Below are 2,562 nucleotides of genomic sequence, written 5' to 3'. Positions count from 1 at the left end.
ATCGTATTCATTTTGCATGAAATTGATGCATTTTCATAATTAACTGCCATAATGGAATTATTACTAATAATTAAAAAAAATCCTAAACTAATAAATAAAAAGAATTTAAAAAATAATAAATTTGTTTTTAATTTCAACATTATATGAAATCTCCTTTAATATTTTGAAATTATTAGTTTGGCGTTCTTTAGCTTTATTATACCAATTTTTAAAATAATTTTTATCTTTTCTTATTTATAAAAAATCAATACTTATAATACGGATAGATTAATTGCGTTTTATGCAGCGATTTGTATTTGCTGTTTTATTTACAATCAGCCCCCGTCCAAACCAGACAAGCAAGTTTCCCAGCATCCGGCTTTCCCTAATTTACTCTCTCTCGAGAACTAATTTCTCCTTACGGTTTAATTAGCTATTTATTCTTATCGTTCTTATTATTCTTTCTGATATCATGTATTTGTTGATTGGTTATCTTGCGATGGCAATCTTTACATAATACCTTGGTACTTTTATTTATGATACTCTGGCGGTTTGCATTGCGGACCGTGCCAATGTGATGAATTTGAAGTTGGGTTGTTTTTTCGCAGTTCTCGCAACGTTCCGCTTTCAAACGGTCAATTAGATGTGTGCGACCTTAGAATATAAATCTATTAATGGTACCGGATTCCCCTTATAGTTACGCATTTTTTTAATTTTATCCCAAGAGTAAACATCCCAGGGTTCGTATTGGGTTTTCCTTTTATTAAGATAAGGAATAGCCCAAGTTGAACCTATATTAAGTTTCTTTCGAACCCTAGCAATCGATGTTTTCCATTTTCTTGCCAGTGTTTTCAAACAGCTATCTTCAGCTAGATAATTTAGATGGGTTAAAACACCGAGATTGCTAGCTAAACAAAAGTATTGGGCAATTCCTCTAACAATTGTTCGATAGGTCTGGAATATTTCCAGTTCATCTCTATCTGCTAATGTTTCGTCGTGTTTTACCTTCCCCCTTTTTAACCAATTGTATTCATATCCATATTCTTCGGCTTTTGCTTTGGTAACTTGAATTTGAATGCTGCCGTTTAGGGAATTCTTTGTAGATTTCCTTGTACGAGTTTTATTGGTGGGATTCACCTTTATCATGTAGGATAAGAATCTTGTCCCTTTGTTGGCTTTCACAATTTTTGATTTGTTCTTACTAATGGTAAGTTTCAAATCTTGTTCTAGCCATTGCGTTACTTGATTCTTAATCTTCTCGGCTTTGTCATATTCACCTTTAATGCCAATGATAAAATCATCAGCGTAACGGATGTACTCAACTCTTGTCTTTGGGTTTAAATTGATATACCTATCAACTCCCAGTTGATAGTGCTGGTTTTTAAGCCATGCTTTCTTATATTCTGGGTTGGCCTTCCTAATCGGTTTCCTTTCTTTAATCAGTCCCTCCATTTTCAGGTCGATGTCGTGTAAATATACATTCGCCAACAAAGGAGAAATAATCCCTCCTTGAGGAGAACCGGATAAAGATTCGTATTTGGCTCCATCTTTCATGAATCCGGCTTTCAGTCATTTGTTAATAGTTGAGAGGACTTTATTCTTTCTGATGAACTAATTTAAGGTTCTCATGAGAATCTCATGATTGATGGTATCAAAGTAGCCCTTTAGGTCGATTTTAATAATGTAATCAATTCCCTTAAATCTTTGTTTGAAGCGTTTGATGGCATCGTGGCAAGATTTTTTGGTTCTAAATCCGAAGTTCCATGCTGAAAAAAGATTTTCAAAATAGGGATTAAAAGTTGTTCGAAACCTTTCTTTATCAGCCGATCTTTGAGGGCGGGTAAACCAAAAAAAGGGGGGGTCTGGTTTTTCCATTATCCTTAGGAATGAGAATTCTTTTAACCGGTTTTGGGTTGTAGCCGTTATTGACATATTCCTGATGGTATCTTTTTAGTCTTTCCAGATTAATTCCATCGACGGTTTTATTATCAATTCCAGGGGTACCCACCCCTTTGTTAGCGGAAATTCTATTGAATGCCGTTGACGTATTCTGAAAATTATTCATTCCCTGTTGGAGTTCTCTTTTTAAAGAGTAGCCTTTTGATGAACAATATTGAATTCTGTCCAATGTTAGTGAAAATTTAGTTTCTGGTGAAACCGTTATTGACATTATTTATCGACTTTTTTCTCGATCTCATTGGATGTCATTGAATAAAATAATAAATTACTTTCTTCTTTCGCCCTATAAGAGTAATTAACTCTCTTCTCGGTAAGACGATTAACTAAATTATTCCGAATTTAGGTTTACGCTTACGACTACTAAGAAGATACTTTATCCTTGACCATTCGGACTTTTATTTCCGGATTGGTAAATTTAATTACCTAGTTTTAGAATTCTCCAAGTTACGCTAAATTTCGACCTTAATTCCTTAGGTGAAGTATCCTCTCCTTTTGGTAGGCTGATTCCAGGGTTTATTTATCCGATAAACTACTCAGTACTTACAACTTATACTAGTAGACTCTGGACTATCCGCTTAAGCAAATTCCGAGATAGGTCTATATATTACATCAATTTTCCTTCTT

General features: G+C 34.1%; 1 protein-coding gene and 1 pseudogene. Both read right to left on the bottom strand.

Going from position 1 to position 2,562, the window contains the following annotated elements:
• Window positions 1-140, bottom strand: a 140-nt coding sequence (locus OC698_RS02890; protein ID WP_304513195.1) for an SVM family protein, incomplete at its 3' end; no start/stop codon positions are given.
• Between the two features lie 272 nt (window positions 141-412).
• A pseudogene (locus tag OC698_RS02885) lies at window positions 413-2,149 on the bottom strand (reverse transcriptase domain-containing protein).
• Window positions 2,150-2,562: the final 413 nt, after the last annotated feature.

The organism is Candidatus Phytoplasma gossypii (genome assembly GCF_030586975.1).
Classification (GTDB): Bacteria; Bacillota_I; Bacilli_A; order Acholeplasmatales; family Acholeplasmataceae; genus Phytoplasma; species Phytoplasma citri.
The sequence above is the reverse complement of the archived record's forward strand: the minus strand, read 5'-3'. Positions and strand labels throughout refer to the sequence as shown.